Source organism: Paenibacillus mesophilus, assembly GCF_005938385.1.
Lineage (GTDB): Bacteria > Bacillota > Bacilli > Paenibacillales > NBRC-103111 > Paenibacillus_AB > Paenibacillus_AB mesophilus.
The window spans coordinates 65,625-80,639 of sequence record NZ_VCRA01000013.1; the positions used below are offsets into that span (position 1 = coordinate 65,625).

A 15,015-nucleotide genomic window follows, 5' to 3' on the forward strand; every position below is an offset into this window, starting at 1 on the left:
GACCCCGAAATTATAAAACTCAAAATTGGGAAAGTAAAAACCGGAGGCGCGGCCTCCGGTTTTACTTCACGAATTGGACATAAGAGTCTTTGGCACCCAAAAGACCGTTATTTTGTCCCCGCAAGCTGCTACTGCTGCCGCTACTGCATCACTCTCACCCGCCAGTTCCCTGCCGGCAAGCTTACCGCCGATCCCGTCATGTTGGTCAGCACCACGCGGACAAGGTCCGGAGCGACTACCATAGCGCTTACTCCGAGACTCCCCGTGCTCGTATCGCTACCGGCCAGAGCAAATTGTCCGGACATAGCGCCTTGTACCGCAACGTCAAATTCCGCGTAACCTCCTGCGGGTATAGTTACGGCGCTCCAAACGAAAGCGGCCGTTAACGGAGCCGTATACGGATCATACCCCCGGTTGTCGAACGACGAGAAGTTTGTTAGGAACGACAAGCCTGAAGGCGCGGCTCCTAAATTATTATGAAGCAGCCTGATGTTAGCCGAAGGGGCGACCGTAAATTTCACGGTAGAGCTCTGCAAGTCGTTCGAGCTAATCGTAATGCCGTCGCTGGACCGTACGTTAACGCCGGCAAACGCGGCGCTTGAGTTGTCGATGCCGGCGATCATGTTGCCTTCGATCGTAGAATTCGCCACATTGTCCAACACGACGCCAAGGCCTCCTCCTTGTATCATATTGCCGGTAACGAGCAAATTCTGCAAATTAACGGCGCTGATCGTCCGCGTACCGCCCGGCGACGCCGCATTGCTGCTCAAAATATTGTTCGCGATCACATAGCCGGACGGCAGCGGCGATATATTGTTCGGCATTTGCAAGCCGATCAGATTGCGTCCCGATGTACTCTCTATTACGTTGCCTTCGATGATCAGGTTGTTCGCTTGATAATCCGCGCTTATTCCGCGTCCGGTGGAAGTCTCGATTCGGTTGCCGACCGCGAGACTGAAATTTTTCGTAGTGCCCGTATAGGCGACGACCGGCGAATAGGCGAAGGCGATGCTGGAATATTTGGCGGAGGATGTATTGTAGTATGGCTTGCTTACTCCTCCGTCCGGGGAGTCGTTCGCGTTTCTCAGCGTGTTGTTGATCACTTTTACTCCTGTGGACTGGAACATCGCGATATTGTTTTTCCCCGTATGCTCGACGATACTGTTCACAATCGTCAAATTGCGGTTCGAGCCGCCGGAAAGTCCGTCCTGGGCAATATGTTTGATATGTACGTTCTCGACCTTCGAATTCGAAGTAGTCGACAGCGTAAGGCCATTCTGATCGTAAATGCCGTTGCTTTCCATTCCGGTCGGCCCGGCCCATGTCACGTTGTTCCAGTTGCCGTCGATGGTCAGATTGGCGATCCGGATATGGCTCAGCGCTTTGGCAAGCGGTCCGTCAATGCCTTGATTGTTGATGACCGTGCGCAATACCGTACCGTTCTCGCCGTCCGCCATCTTGAGTACGGAGGCGCCCATGCCCGAGCCTTCGATCGTCACATTGCTTTCCTTAATAAGCAAGCTGTAATTGTAGCTCCTTGCCGGCGAAGACCGCTTGACGCTGTAAGTGCCCGGAGGCAGGAAAACGACACCACCGCCCGCAAGACCTGCCGCATCGATCGCGGCTTGTATCGCCGCCGTATCATCGGTTACTCCGTCGCCTGCTGCACCGTAATCCTTGACGGAATAAATCCGCATCGGATTCGGGTCGCTCCCGTATACCGCCTGCTGCACAACTTGTCGCACATACTCTCCGATTGCGCCGAATTCCTTGCCGCCCCGGTCGGTCGAGTCCGCGCGAGCCGACATAACCGGCAAAGACAAAAATAATACCGTCGCGAGAGCTATTCGGCTGCTCCATTTCCTTAACATGGTACCGCCTCCTTGATTTATTTTGTATATTTGACTGAACCATTGATGTCCTTATTTGCTTTTCTCCTTCTCTACTTCCTTCTTCAGCTTCTCGCTTATATCGCCCAGAGCCGTGTTGATATCCATCTCGTTCGTCGCGACCTTCTGGAAGTTGTTGGCGACAATATTTTGCTGCGTGCCCACGGGAATGTCGGTCAACCCGTTTTGGCGCTTTGCCGTCGGCGGTATCGGCTCATAGTAATTGACCGCATTCGTATTTTTTTTGCTGTATATCGGATGATCCTTTCCGAGATTCGCCGCGATATCTTTATTCGCAAGCGTAGTCGGAATGCCGTTCCGCGAGTCCTGCATTTGGACTTCGTCCGACAGCATCGTCATAATAGCTTGGAACGCTTCGCTCTTATGCTTGCTTTGCTTCGTAACGGACCAGTAGGCCGGGCCGCGCTGCGGCATCAGCTTCGGAGCGCCTTCCATCACGGGGGCGGATACGATATCCCAGTTCAGCTCGGGAGGCAGACTGACATAGATGCTGTACTGGTTCACTTGCATCGCCACGCTGCCTTGGCCGAATACGGCCCCTTCCTCGACCGCCGTCTTGGCAATCGTATTGTTCGGAATATCGTAAAACCGTTTCAAGTTTTCGAACAATTTTTTCCACACGTCCGGATTGGACAAGCCGTCCGCTTTCGGGTCGAGAATCGGCTGCGAATAAGGATTGTCTCTCAACAAGGCGATCGTGCCTGCGCTGAAGCCCCGATAGATCCGATCCCCGTCCACCCTCGTCAGCTTTTTGGCCAATTCGTAGATTTCATCCCAATTCATGCCGTTTTTCGGATACGGCTGACCGAATTTATCGAACAAATCTTTGTTGTAATACAGCACTTGGGGAAAGTAAGGCGGCACGGGCAAACCGTATAGCTCTCCCGTCTTCACTACATCGATGATTTCTTGCACGAAAACCGGATTAAACCGATTTGTCGAATATTTGTGAGCATTCACCTGCTCCCGCAAATCGTAGGCCAGACCGAGATCGATGTACGATGTTTTGAGCGACGGGATATCCGTACGGATCAAATCGGGAATGTCGCCTTGGGCGACGAGTTCCTGGATCGAAGACCCTTTATCGCTAGTTCTGTACTTGAACGTAATATGCGGGTATTTGCTCTCCAACGCTTTGCGAAACCTTGCATCGAACTCCTCCGGCTTGACCCCCGCCGCATATATCGTCATCGTGAACGGTTCGGCGCTGACTTCCTTCGTCCCGATGTCCGGCTTGGCGCCGTCATTTCCCCCTCCGCAAGCGGTCAGCGCGACGGTTCCCGATAAACATAAGCATGCAGCCATGAACAACCGTTTCATGTTTCCGTATTGCCCCTTTCCATCCTAGTTTTGTGTGCGTTCCCCCAAAATCTAATTCACATCTAAGTGCACAATAATGTGAATTAATAAAACTAATTCATTAATTAATTCACAAAATCATTATAATAACAACAAGTAAACGCTGTCAATTTATTATTTTATCAATTTAATGTGAATTAACGATATGAATACGAGACAAATCCTACTTCACATCGTTCCAGCCATGTATTTAGCAAGCAGAAATCAACATTACGACTTCCTCTTTTAATTTACATGTAGTTCGTATATAATAATACATATCAATTAGACCGAAGGTGAAGCTATGTCCGAGAAAGCCAGCCGCAAAACGTTTCGAATCCGTCTCGAAGCCATGATTCAGCAGCTGCGCAGCAGCATTATAGAGGGCACATACTCCGTAGGCGAATATTTGCCTGCCGAGAGCTTGCTCGCCAAGCAATATGAACTCAGCAACAATTCGGTACGCAAAGGACTGGAGGTTTTGGTGGAGGAGGGCTTTATCGTCAAGATCGATAAAGTCGGCAGCCGGGTGATCAAAGCGGCGGAGCGGGAACGGGTAACCGTGACCGTCGGCTGTACGCCTTCCATTGCGAGGGATTTGGAGTTTACGCGGCTCCTCGATGATTTTCACGCCCTGCATCCTTCGATCGCGGTAAAACCGGTCACTGGAACGGCAGACGGCCTGTTCTCGAACCGCACCTATATCGAATCGATAAAGGAGCAAATGGAGACCGGCGCGATCGACATCTTCACTCTCAACAACATGAATTTCAACGAACTCGTGGAACGCGGTTATACGGGGCTGCTTGAGGAACAGAAGGCGAATGCGGAGATGTATCCCTTCTTGAACGGAGCTTTTGCCGTTGACGGCACCTTGTATGTCCAGCCTGTAACGTTCTCTCCCTTAGTGCTGTGCTACAACAGGAACCATTTCCGCGAAGCGAAGCTTCCTGAGCCGGACTCCGGATGGAAGTGGGACGATCTTGTGCAGGCCGCCGCCCGGCTGACCGTACCTAACCAGAAGCACGGCTTTTACTTTTTTCAAGTGTCGGAAAACCGTTGGCCGCTTTTTTTGCTGCAAAGCGGACAATCTTTCCCGCGGGAAGGGGAACTGCCGGGCGATATACGAGGAACCCGGCTTATGGAAGGCATCTTGCTATGCGGGGAGCTGACACGCAACCGGGATATTTTCCCGAATTACTTGTCCGAGAGCAGCACGGATGCGAGCCGATTATTTCTGGAAGGCAAAATATCGATGTTGCTGGCTACGTACAGCAGCTTAAACGACTTTAAACATTCCGATCTCGATTACGATATTTCGCCCGTACCGTTTATACACATCCCGATAACTTTACTCCTCTCGATCGGCATGATCGTGAATAAGCATTCCAGGCAAAAAGAAGCGGCTCAACGGTTCGTCGACTATATGGCCTCCAGGAGAGCGCAAGACCTTATCCGCCGGCACACGATCAGCATTCCCGCCATGAAGCCGGCCGCAGAAGATCCGTGTCCGGAGGAATTCCGGCTGAACCGGCCCAGACATTATTCCTTGTTCCGCGAAATCATCCCTTCGTATCGGCTTCATTCCGAATTAAATTGGCCGGCGCGGGCATTCGAGTCTTTGCGGCATTTGCTTAAAATGTTCTGGTCCGGCCTGATCGACGAGCATACGTTAAACGAACGACTGACCTCTCTTCGACGCGTGGACTCAGCCGATTAATCTTAGGATGTCTCTAGCCGCCCCGGACCAATCCCGCTCCGGGGCGGATATAACCATAAAACAAAAAAACCGCCATAAAGGCGGATTCGTTGAATTAGATCAAATGGCGGAGCTGACGGGATACTCTCCACTTCGTTCCGAGACTGCGAAGCGTCTGCTAACGAAGCAAAGCTCCGACGAACCTAAAGGTTCTCATCCCGTGAAGGGAGATAAATCTAATGGCGGAGCTGACGGGATTCGAACCCGCGGTCTCCTGCGTGACAGGCAGGCATGTTAGGCCTCTACACCACAGCTCCGCATTGGGAAATAAATAAATTGCGGGGGCAGGATTTGAACCTGCGGCCTTCGGGTTATGAGCCCGACGAGCTACCGGGCTGCTCCACCCCGCGTCGTTAAAGATCAGCTTACTCACTATACTATGAATCGAGAAGTAAAGCAAGCTTTTCATTTGAAGTAAGATAGGCCCGGTGGGGGTCGAACCCACAACCTACCGGTTAAGAGCCGGTTGCTCTGCCATTGAGCTACGGACCTGCAAGTAGAAAACTATTGTAACATGCCTTGTACAGCTTGGTCAACCTTGTACAGCGAATATTACTTTACCACATCCGTCCGAAACTTTCAACATGTTTTTCGCCAGATTCATTTATTAATGTTGTAGACGTTGGCTGGCGTACGGATAAGCGTTGCTTTTATTTGTTTCGCTGCCTCTTTAAACGTTTGGGAGCAATCGCCGCACAGCCGGTTGCTGCGGATCGAAACACCGCAGCATTCGCAAGGATAAGTCAGGCGGCCATAGGTTTTTGCAATCTTGCCTTCCTTAATGAATTTATAGATGGACGTTACGGATATTTGCGTGGCCTCGCTCAGCTCATCGGTTGTCACGTTAGGAAATTTCCATAGGTGATCGATGCAATCGGCCAGATCCCGATCCATCTTCATGCTGCAGGTGCTGCACATATTCCGGAAATTTTTTTGGTAGATGGAGCCGCAGCCCGGACAATGATCTACTTTTAAATTCATCCCGATCTTCCCCTGACTATAAGTAAAAAGTCCTATATCCATTTTACTATATGCCTTTTCATCGAACAATGGGCAGCTGCCAAATGTACCTTTATTTCCCGCCTTTGCAACATTGGACGAAACAAAAAAGGACCCAAGAAAGGGTCCGTTTTCGGGTAAGCCTAATTTGAAGGTTCTGTTCAGTTATTGCACGCCTCGCTGCTGCTTCAGCAAATCTCTGATTTCGGTGAGCAGTATTTCTTCCTTCGACGGGGCCGACGGCGCTGCCGGCTTCGCTTCCTCTTTGCGCTTAAACTTGCTCAGCAGCTTGATCATCATGAAGATCGAGCAGGCGACGATAAAGAAATCGAGCACGGTTTGCAGAAAAGCTCCATACTTGATCACCGCGTCCCCGAATGTGAGATCCAGCCCGGTAAAGTTCAAACCTCCGAGCAGCAGTCCCAGAATGGGCATCAGGATATCGTTCACCAAGGAAGTTACGATTTTCCCGAAAGCGGCTCCGATAATGACACCGATGGCCAGATCGAGCACGTTTCCTTTTAAAGCGAATGACTTAAACTCCTTCCACATCGTGCAACCTCCTTAGGCATTTCAACTCTTAACCAAGATAATGAGTAATAGACGCCATAATGTCAATAGTTCGTCTGACGGAAAGAGACCCGCTTGCGGGCGGGCCTCTTGAATGGATAGGACTTTTGTTTTCTTTGTAGACCGATTACTTCTCCGTGGCAATATAGGCGTCGATCTCCTCGTTCGCTTCCCTGAGAGCGGTGTTGACGTCTTTCTTGCCTGCGGCATAGTCTTTGTACTTGGCCTCCAGTATGCCTCTTGCCTTCGTGAAGCGGGTCACGACGACATAAGGAGCCGGCTTCGTTTTCAGAATGGCTTCGATGTGCTTGTTTTTGAGCAGAGGATTGTCGGCCCCGAAGTTTTTGTTGATCGCTTCGTTCTGCAGCGCGCTCAGCATGATGCCCGACCGACTGAGTGCCGTCTGCACCTCGTCGGACGTCGCGAGCTGAATGACCTGCATCGCCTGCTCTTTATGCTTGCTGTTGGAAGCGATCTGCAGCACGAACGTTTGCACGACTCCCGATGTGTGCGGTCTCTCCGGGAAGCTCGGGTATTCCGCAATGTTCCAATCGAAGTCGGCGTCGTTCATACTGTTCAATACTTCAGGAGCGGCCAGCATCGCCACATTTTTGTCCTTGACGAACCGTTTGACCGTACCGCTGTGGCTCGTAATCTGAAAATCGTTGCCGGGTATATCGTTGATCCGTTTGGTCAGCTCGAATGCTTTGCGCCATGCGTCCGTATTGACGGCCGCTTTTAACGTGACAGGGTCGACGTACGGGATCGACAGCGAGTTTGCCACCTTCTCGATCCCTTCCGGATCGAGCCCTTTATACTGCACTCCGCCATCCATCCGCGTCAGCTTCTTGCCGATCTCGATCGCCTGGTCCCAAGTCATGCCGTCACCGGGATAAGGGACGCCGAACTTGTCGAAGATGCTTTTGTTGTAAAACGTCGCATAGTAATTGTAGCCGAAAGGCAAAGCCATCAGACTGCCCTTCTCGATCGTATCGGATTGAAGCCGGACGCCGTCCAGATTGGACTTGTCGAACCGGTTCAAGTCGATGCCGTATTTCTTGATATACGGATTCAAGTCGGTCAGCAGCTTGTAATTGCCGAATTGGTCCAGCAGGCTGCCCCAGCCTGTAATAATGTCCATCTCGTTCCCGCTTACCGCGATATTCGCGATCGGAACGTCGCTTAGCTTGACGACCTCGAGCGTAATGTGCGGGTATTTCTGTTTGACGGGCTGCACGAATAGCTTCTCGATGATTTCCGGCGTCAACGCGCCGTAATTATAAATTTTCAAAGTAACCGGTTCGGTGCTTACTTTCGTCTCACCTTGCTTGTCTGTCGTTGCTTTCTGCGATGAACTGCAGCCGCTTGCGAGCACTGTTGCCGCGATCAAGCCCAGTACGACTTTTTTCATGTTCCCGCCCCCGATATAGAATTTTGAAAACGCTTACAAGTTAGGTTGTACCGATTGCTCTGATAAGGTTATCTTTTACCGTCGATCCCGCCATCTCCCTGTGCTGTTCCGCTTACAGCTTCGCCGTGCCGCTCGATGAGCCAATCGGTTCATGCAGGATGCCGGGGTAGCCGCCGACTTTGTTCCCCCCCTGTTCCAAAAATGGATTCGATCTAACCTAAGTATAGGAAAGACCGGTTCCTCTGTATTGGTCCTATTCCGCCGTAAAATTGTGCATAATTGGAGAAATGATAGGCGATCCGAAACCGAATAACCTTGGTCCGCCGGAGACGAACCAAGGTTATAGGCTTGTTACCCGTATAGACTATTGCTTCTTCGGCACGATCGCCGGCAGTCCCGCGACGGCTTCAGGTTTTGCCGTCATGACCGTTTTTACCGGTTTACCCAGTTTGCCGTTATTGTTCAATCCCCACAGGCGGGCAACACCGCCGGCATCGAGGAAGCCGCTTGCTCCCCAGCCCGCCGCGATTTGTTTCGCCTGCACCCCTTCTACGCGCAAAGGAGCAGACCGATTTGTCGTCGTGTCGCCGTGGCCCAACTGACCATAACCGTTAGCGCCCCAAGACCATACGGAGCCGTCTGCCAGCAGCGCCAGACTATGTTCGGAGCCGGCGGCGATCGATGCGGCATCCTTTATGGCGGACACTTGACCCGGGATCAGCTTGTCCGCATTCGTTCCGTCGCCCAACTGCCCATATCGGTTTCCGCCCCAAGACCAGACGGTTCCGTCCTTCCGCAAAGCAAGGCTGTGTGTCAAACCCGAAGATACGGCGGCAACGTCGGTTAATCCCTTGACTTGCACGGGCGTTTGCCGGCTTATCGTCGTACCGTCTCCCAGCTCGCCGTCTTTGTTCAAGCCCCACGCCCAAACCGTACCGTCGCCCTTCAGCGCCATACTGTACCAGCCGCCGGCCCTTACCGATATGACTCCGTTCAAGCCGGGAATTTGTGCGGGAGCGAGCTTATCGGAGGAATCCGCCGTACCCGTTTCGCCGTGTTCATTCGTGCCCCACGCCCAGACTGTCCCATCCGATTTCAGTGCAAGACTATGCGTAAAGCCGACAGCCACTTGGACAATTCCTTGCAGGGCGCCAACTTGCACGGGAGTGCTGCGCTTCTCGGTCGATCCGTCGCCGAGCTGTCCGTTGCTGTTATACCCCCAGCTCCACACCGTCCCGTCGTCCTTTAGCGCCAAGCTGTGATTGCCTGCGGCTATTTGCACGACACGGCCCAAGGCGGTTATTCGCCCAGGCGTCTCGCGGAGGCTTGCGGTTCCGTCTCCCAGTTCGCCGAAGCCGTTATTCCCCCATGCCCATACGGCTCCGTCCGAATCAAGCGCGAGCGTATGCGAGCTACCTATTGCTAATAATGAAGCGTCGCTGCGGTAAACCGCATCGGTTACTTTATATACCGCTTGTACGACTGGGGGTATGTTCATGGCTGGAATGACGACCGTGCCGTATACTGTCTTCAAGACTCCTTGCGGAGCGTAAGTCGCCTGCGTGACCGCCGATCCCGCTACGCTTTCGGCCCATACATAAGGAGCGGTCGGAAGCGCCAAACCGAAAGCGAGCACCGTACCTAGCGCCTTCCGGTTCATTTTCAATGGCTTGAATGGTTTCAACGATCGTTCACCTGCCTTTCTTTTCGTAACTTGCCCATTACCCCGGTGCTGCCGTCTTCAGTTTCATGATGGTTAATCCGGCGCCGCCGCCGGTTTGAAGTGTGGCGATTCCCACCAAACCGGACAATTGAAGACTGATCGTCGACCCGGCTGACAAATTGACAATAAGCGAACTGGAAAAATGGTCTTTAACAGAAGGCGGAGCAAACAGGCTTTGAGTATTTGGCACGCCGTTAATGGAAAGCTGCGTACTCATAATCTGGGCAAAAGTTATATTGACGTAGTAAGATATGTAATACGTTCCTGCCGTGGTTACGGTAAACACTGTATTTAATCCGTTGGCGGTAACTCCGTCCAATACTTGGCCGTCAGGAAGCGGCAAATTCGTCCCGGCCATTATAAGGGTAATTGAAGAACTGCTGGTGTTGCCTGCAAAAGAGCCTTCGACGGCTGCTCCGGCTGCCCCGGCTGCTCCCGTCGCTCCGGTCGCTCCCGCAGCGGCCAACAGTGTGTAGCTTGGAGAAACACCCGGCACGCCGGGCGCCGCCGGGGCGGAGTTTACGACGTAAGTGCTGCCATTATAGGTTACGACTTGACCCGTCAAATAGATCGGTACTTGCGCCGGATTATAGGCGACGACGCCCGTTAAGCCGGCTCCGGGTGCCCCCGCGGGACCTGTTGCTCCTGTTGCCCCCGCAGGGCCGGCAGGACCCGTTGCTCCGGTTGCTCCCGTCGCTCCAATCGCACCTGCTGCCCCTGTAGGGCCTACCGCGCCTGTTGCTCCTGTCGCACCGGCAGGGCCCGAAGGACCGGTAGCTCCGGTTGCTCCCGTCGCTCCAATCGCCCCTGCTGCTCCCGTCGCTCCTGTCGGGCCCGCAGGACCCATAGCCCCCGTCGCTCCTGCCGCTCCAGCAGGACCTGTCGCCCCCGTCGCTCCTTGCTCGCCTGTCGCCCCGGTTGCACCGGTCGCTCCGGCAGGGCCCGTCTCCCCGGTCGCGCCTTTCGAGCCCCAGCCGGTATCGCCCTTCTCGCCCTTGTCACCTTTCTCACCTTTCTCACCTTTCTCACCTTTCTCGCCTTGCTCTCCTTTATCGCCCTTCTCACCCTTCTCGCCTTTGTCACCCCTGTCTCCTTGCTCGCCTTTCTCTCCCTGCTTGCCGTCTTCGCCTTGAAGCAGTTTGATTTGCGCGCTTCGCGAGTCCGCTACCGTCTCGATAAAGCTGGCCACCGCTCCGAAGTGCACTACCGTAATCAAAGCACCCTGCTTGATGTTGCCATAGCTTACCGTAGATTGGGTGATCGTGAACGTCTCGTTCTTGCCGTCCTGCTTCGTCACGACTACGCTGTTCCCGCTCGTCGATTGCACGACCCCGCGGGTGACGCTCTCGGAATTGCCGATCAGGATCTGATCCACGCCGCTCAGGATCGCTACGGCCTGCGCACGCGTAACCGGATCTCTCGGCTTGAACGTATTGTCCGGGAAGCCGTCGATAATGTGCAGTTTGGCCGCCTGCTGCACGTACGTCGCGGCCCAGGACGACGCGTCGCCTATATCCGCGAATGCGACTCCCGCTCCGGAACCGGAAAGCTCCGCCCCCTTATTGCCTATCGTACGCATGACAAGCCGGGCAATCCATTCCCGAGTGGCGATTTGGCGGTTCCAGCCTGCCGTCGGGGCGGCGCCCTCCAGCTCCTCCTGGGCGACAAGTATCCCTTTATCGAGCGCCAGCGCTACATATTCCTTAGCCCATTCGTCCGTCTGCAGAGGAAGCTGGGACGGCGGCGTCGGGATCGGCTGTCCGGCTACCCGCAGCAGACGGGCGACCATAATGACCGCTTCCTGGCGGGTGATTGGCTGGTTCGGATTGAGCAGCCCCGAATCGTCCCCCGTTACGACTCCAAGAGAGCGCAGCTTGTTGACGTCCCGCTCCGCCCATGCCGCATTCTGCATATCCGGAAATGCGGAAGCTCCCCCTCCGTTACCCGCCGCATCCCCATCGGCTGCATAAGCGATGCTGCCGAAAGCTTGACTGAGCAGCATAAACGCCATGGAGCCCTTCAACCATCCTTGTTTGCGATCCTTCACTCGTAATTCCTCCATCATCTATGAGAATAATTGCCTAAAACCCGTCATCGGATCTATCAAGCCTGCACACGCAAGCTTTCAAAATATTTCACGTTGGCCGCCACGCTAGGGTGATCGGGCGCAAGTGTCAATGTAATCTCGTGATGTTTCAGCGCAAGCTCCCGCTTGTCCATCCGGTCGTAGCAGACGCAAAGCTGCAAATGCGGGAGCCATGTCCAGCACGGCAAGTTGAACAGCCCCATCGAGCTTTGCGGCTTCTCCAGTCGGGTCGCCTGTTCGTACCAGTAAACGGCGGCTTCGTAATCGCGCTCCTCCATGAAATAAAACCCGAGCCTGCAGCAATGCTCCGCCCGCGGAAGCGAATAAGCGAACGCCCTTAATACTTGCCGCTTGGCCTCATTCATCCGGTTTAGCCGATAGAAGCATTCCGACAGCCTTTCGCAGGCGGCGAGGTTATCCTCGATCCATCCGTCGCCCCGTCCGAGAAACTGCTCGTATTTCTCGATCGCCCGCTCCCACTGCCCGTGATCGGCCAGCTCATTGGCGTAATAGTACAAATTCCGAGAAGTAAAAATTTCGCCCATGCTCTCCCGTTTCTCGTAGATGTTCAAATTGCGGGAGGAGTTCGTATGCTTCCTGTCGTGAGTAACGGCTACATCCGCATCGATGATACGGCCGGATACTTCCAAGTATTCGTGAACCGCTCCGATCCACCTGTACCCGTTGCTCCTCTTCACCAGCCTGTTGCGGCGCAGGCTGGACGATACTTGGCCCTGCTCGTCGAAGGAAAGATGGTAATTCATCGACACGGCATCCGCATCCCACGGCAGCGCGGCCACAAGCTCGCGAAACTTCCCGCCATCCGGCGGAAGCAGAATGTCGTCCGCGTCCAGCCATAATATAAATTCCTTCGTGGCGAGACTGAACGCGTAGTTTCTCGCTGCGGAGAAATCGTCCACCCATTCGAAATCGTGCACGCGATCCGTATAGCTGCCGGCAATTTCTTTGGTCCTATCGGTGGAGCCGGTATCGACGATGACGATTTCATCTACGAGCCCGCTTATGCCGGACAGGCATCGATCGAGCGTGTTTTCCTCATTTTTGACAATCATGCACAAGCTGACGGTGACGCGCCGCTTCCAATTGTGGAGCATGTCCGTGACATCGAATCCCCACTTATCTGCAAGCAAGGACCGGCTCGCCCGGAGCTGTTTCTCATACCAGGCCGGATCTTCCGGAAACAAGCTCGGAGGCGGCGTATAGTGGACATAGCAGTCGTCGGCGACGTACAAACCGCAGCCGTCCTCAAGCGCGCGGTAACACAAATCGTCGTCTTCGTACCCCTCGAGTCCGAACCGCTCGTCGAAGCCCCCCAAACGGTCGAACGCATCCTTTCGAACCATCAGGAGGTGACTTAACAGCCTCGGAACTTTTCTCGATTGTCCGATTCGAAGGTTGGCTAGTCCCACTGGCGCAAGACGGTCGTCTCCGGGCATCTCCAGCCTCTGCGGACCGCTAACTCCCTTGCTTATGGGCCCGACCATTGCCGCATCCGCATGCGCGTACATACAGTTGTGCAGCCGATCCAGCCACCCTTCCGTTACCGTGACGTGATCGCGCACGAATACGAGCAAATCGGCATCGGTATCGGCAGCGCCCCGGTTAAAGCCTGCGGCCACGCCGATCCGGCCGGCCGTGGCGATCAGCTTCGTCTTGGAGTCCGTATGCAGCCAATCATGGATATCCGGATGATTTCCGGCATTGATCACGATCAGCTCGTAATCGCCGTCAGTCGATAAAATGATCGACGACAGGCAAGGCTGAAACAGCGATTCGTGCTGGGCGAGAACAACTATCGCCGTTTTCGGCATCGTTTTGTTTTCCATACCGATTGGTTATCCTCCCGTACGACAATCTAAGTCTTAGGACCTATTTCGCACCCGATCCCTCATAAACAGATGCCGATAACCGGCACGATACTCCCACAATTCGACATATTGCGCATTAGTCACTGTAGCATACGGCTCTAAACCATTTCTAAACGACAAAAAACCGATAATCCTCAGGATTATCGGTTTATTCCCTGCCTTCCCCTATTCGGCGTTTCCACCTGTCATACCATTGCGTAACGTCCGTCGACGGATGCTCGTTCAATTCCTCGAGCAGCCGCTTGCACAGCAAGTCGAACTCCCGCGTAACAAGATCGTGATCGCCCACAGCCGCTCCCAGCTTCATCAATTCGAAGTAGCCGTACTCGACTAGCGGAAACCTTTCCCTCAATTCGCACAGCAGCCCGGAAGCCTCCTTATGCCGCTTCAGCCGCACAAGCTGTTCGGCGAGACTACGCGCGCATTCGAACCAAGACAACCGCAGCCTTTGCCGTTCCGGCTCGGCCCAGTCGTAGGGATGCTCCTCCAAGTAATCTCCCCGGTACAAAGCCAAGCTTTCCAGCGCACGATCGACTTGATCGGGCTGCCAGCTTCCGCCCGCGGGAAGCGCCCGCTCCCATTCCTCGACATCGTATAGGACGTCGCCCAGATCAAGCCGGTAGCCGTCTTCTATGCTCGCCAATACGGCTTGGTCCGAAATCAGCTTCAGCTGCTTGCGAATGATCGAGATGGATACGTACAAATTGGACGAAACTTTATCCGGATCATGATGAGCCCAGAACAAGTCTAGCAAAAAATCTTTCGGAACGACCTCTCCCCGGCGATAGACGAAATAGGCGAAGAGCTCCTGCGAGCGCGTCGTCCGCCATCCGGATACCGGTGACGTCCCTCCCGCCGCGATCAGCTCCAAGCGGCGGAAGCCTCGAACGTACGGCCGGGCACCAGGCTTGCCCTCAGGAGCCCCCCCTACGGCCGCCGGTGCTTTAGCGGCGAGGAAAGCCCGTACGCGCTCCCACGTTTTGCCGAGCCTTTGGCGCTGTACCGGTTTCACGACGTAGTCGAGAACGTTTAATTCATAGGCTTCCACCGCGTATTCCCGATAAGCCGTCACGAACACGATGGCCATATCCGGATGTATGCCGAGCAGGCATTTCGCCGTCTCCAGCCCGGTCATCTCCGCCATTTCCATGTCCAGAAAGGCGACGTCGAACTTGCTCGCCTCCGCCGAACGAATCCCTTCCTGCGGATTCAAGTAGGTCTCCAGCCGCTCGAACGTTTCCAGCTCCCCGACCATTTTCTTCATGCTGTCGAGAGCCAGCTGCTCGTCGTCTATAATCATGCAGCGCAAAAGCTATACTCCCCCTTTTCC

At 54.1% G+C, this 15,015-nt stretch carries 10 protein-coding genes and 3 tRNA genes; 1 reads left to right on the forward strand and 12 read right to left on the reverse strand.

From position 1 onward, the window contains the following. Positions 1-140 precede the first annotated feature (140 nt). Together FE783_RS22240 and FE783_RS22245 are read right to left on the reverse strand one after the other, a co-directional pair. Positions 141-1,871 (reverse strand): right-handed parallel beta-helix repeat-containing protein, encoded by a 1,731-nt coding sequence (locus FE783_RS22240; protein ID WP_138881597.1) that lies wholly within the window; start codon positions 1,869-1,871, stop codon positions 141-143. A gap of 51 nt (positions 1,872-1,922) precedes the next feature. Beyond that, positions 1,923-3,230: an ABC transporter substrate-binding protein gene (locus FE783_RS22245; RefSeq protein ID WP_138881598.1), complete on the reverse strand. Its 1,308-nt coding sequence runs from the start codon at positions 3,228-3,230 to the stop codon at positions 1,923-1,925. A 322-nt stretch (positions 3,231-3,552) separates the two neighbouring features. Here FE783_RS22245 and FE783_RS22250 point away from each other — a divergent pair, with 322 nt between their 5' ends. After that, positions 3,553-4,968, forward strand: a complete 1,416-nt coding sequence (locus FE783_RS22250) for an extracellular solute-binding protein (protein WP_138881599.1) — start codon at positions 3,553-3,555, stop codon at positions 4,966-4,968. A 219-nt stretch (positions 4,969-5,187) separates the two neighbouring features. Here the strand turns inward: FE783_RS22250 and FE783_RS22255 are convergent. From FE783_RS22255 to FE783_RS22300, 10 genes are all read right to left on the reverse strand, one after another. Next, positions 5,188-5,264, reverse strand: a tRNA-Asp gene (locus FE783_RS22255). 19 nt (positions 5,265-5,283) lie between these two features. After that, positions 5,284-5,357, reverse strand: a tRNA-Met gene (locus tag FE783_RS22260). Between the two features lie 70 nt (positions 5,358-5,427). Further along, a tRNA-Lys gene (locus FE783_RS22265) sits at positions 5,428-5,499 on the reverse strand. A gap of 108 nt (positions 5,500-5,607) precedes the next feature. Continuing rightward, positions 5,608-5,988: a flagellar protein gene (locus FE783_RS22270; RefSeq protein ID WP_138881600.1), complete on the reverse strand. Its 381-nt coding sequence runs from the start codon at positions 5,986-5,988 to the stop codon at positions 5,608-5,610. Positions 5,989-6,171: 183 nt separating this feature from the next. Continuing rightward, the gene (mscL, locus tag FE783_RS22275; protein WP_138881601.1) at positions 6,172-6,558 is read right to left on the reverse strand and encodes a large conductance mechanosensitive channel protein MscL; all 387 of its coding nucleotides are present in this window, start codon (positions 6,556-6,558) and stop codon (positions 6,172-6,174) included. A gap of 145 nt (positions 6,559-6,703) precedes the next feature. Next, positions 6,704-7,987 carry an ABC transporter substrate-binding protein gene (locus tag FE783_RS22280; protein ID WP_138881602.1) on the reverse strand — a complete coding sequence of 428 codons (1,284 nt, stop codon included), beginning with the start codon at positions 7,985-7,987 and terminating at the stop codon, positions 6,704-6,706. Between the two features lie 364 nt (positions 7,988-8,351). Continuing rightward, positions 8,352-9,671: an RCC1 domain-containing protein gene (locus FE783_RS22285; protein ID WP_138881603.1), complete on the reverse strand. Its 1,320-nt coding sequence runs from the start codon at positions 9,669-9,671 to the stop codon at positions 8,352-8,354. Between the two features lie 37 nt (positions 9,672-9,708). Further along, the gene (locus FE783_RS38705; protein WP_158301970.1) at positions 9,709-11,757 is read right to left on the reverse strand and encodes a BclA C-terminal domain-containing protein; all 2,049 of its coding nucleotides are present in this window, start codon (positions 11,755-11,757) and stop codon (positions 9,709-9,711) included. 56 nt (positions 11,758-11,813) lie between these two features. Next, entirely contained in the window at positions 11,814-13,643 is a 1,830-nt protein-coding gene (locus FE783_RS22295; RefSeq protein ID WP_138881605.1) for a glycosyltransferase, read from the reverse strand. Positions 13,644-13,833: 190 nt separating this feature from the next. Next, on the reverse strand, positions 13,834-14,985 hold the full coding sequence (locus tag FE783_RS22300) for a response regulator (RefSeq protein ID WP_238403208.1): 1,152 nt from the start codon (positions 14,983-14,985) through the stop codon (positions 13,834-13,836). Positions 14,986-15,015 lie beyond the last annotated feature (30 nt).

Bases quoted from the DNA above. Each gene is read 5' to 3' on its own strand.
- FE783_RS22240 (WP_138881597.1), bottom strand. From the start codon at position 1,871: ATGTTAAGGAAATGGAGCAGCCGAATAGCTCTCGCGACGGTATTATTT.
- FE783_RS22245 (WP_138881598.1), bottom strand. From the start codon at position 3,230: ATGAAACGGTTGTTCATGGCTGCATGCTTATGTTTATCGGGAACCGTC.
- FE783_RS22250 (WP_138881599.1), top strand. From the start codon at position 3,553: ATGTCCGAGAAAGCCAGCCGCAAAACGTTTCGAATCCGTCTCGAAGCC.
- FE783_RS22270 (WP_138881600.1), bottom strand. From the start codon at position 5,988: ATGAATTTAAAAGTAGATCATTGTCCGGGCTGCGGCTCCATCTACCAA.
- mscL (WP_138881601.1), bottom strand. From the start codon at position 6,558: ATGTGGAAGGAGTTTAAGTCATTCGCTTTAAAAGGAAACGTGCTCGAT.
- FE783_RS22280 (WP_138881602.1), bottom strand. From the start codon at position 7,987: ATGAAAAAAGTCGTACTGGGCTTGATCGCGGCAACAGTGCTCGCAAGC.
- FE783_RS22295 (WP_138881605.1), bottom strand. From the start codon at position 13,643: ATGGAAAACAAAACGATGCCGAAAACGGCGATAGTTGTTCTCGCCCAG.
- FE783_RS22300 (WP_238403208.1), bottom strand. From the start codon at position 14,985: ATGATTATAGACGACGAGCAGCTGGCTCTCGACAGCATGAAGAAAATG.